This window comes from Pseudomonas sp. AC463 (assembly GCF_979253585.1).
In genome coordinates this window covers 1-242 of sequence record NZ_CEEDDZ010001068.1, presented here as the reverse complement: position 1 = coordinate 242, position 242 = coordinate 1, and the positions used below count along the sequence as shown (strand labels likewise).

The window sequence follows — 242 nt, the reverse complement described above, 5'->3', positions numbered from 1 at the left end:
CATCCGCGATTGCGGTCGCGGGCGGTTAGGTGGCGCAGGATGGATCGCGGCGGAGCGCGTGGGAATGGCTGCGTTTCGACGGTGTCGCGTGGGACCATGTCGCGCCAGATGTGGTCGCTGATGCCGACATCCTTGCGGAGACGCTGCAAGACGCGCGGTATGCCCCGTATCTCGACCGCCAGGCAGCCGAGGTCGAGCGCATGAGGAGGGATGAGGATATCCCTTTGCCACACGATCTGTGC

The 242-nt window shown here is 65.3% G+C and carries 1 pseudogene; it reads left to right on the top strand.

Annotated features, from left to right (window positions below):
• Positions 1-29: 29 nt before the first annotated feature.
• Positions 30-242: pseudogene (locus AC0IYH_RS33545) on the top strand (hypothetical protein); the annotation flags it as partial.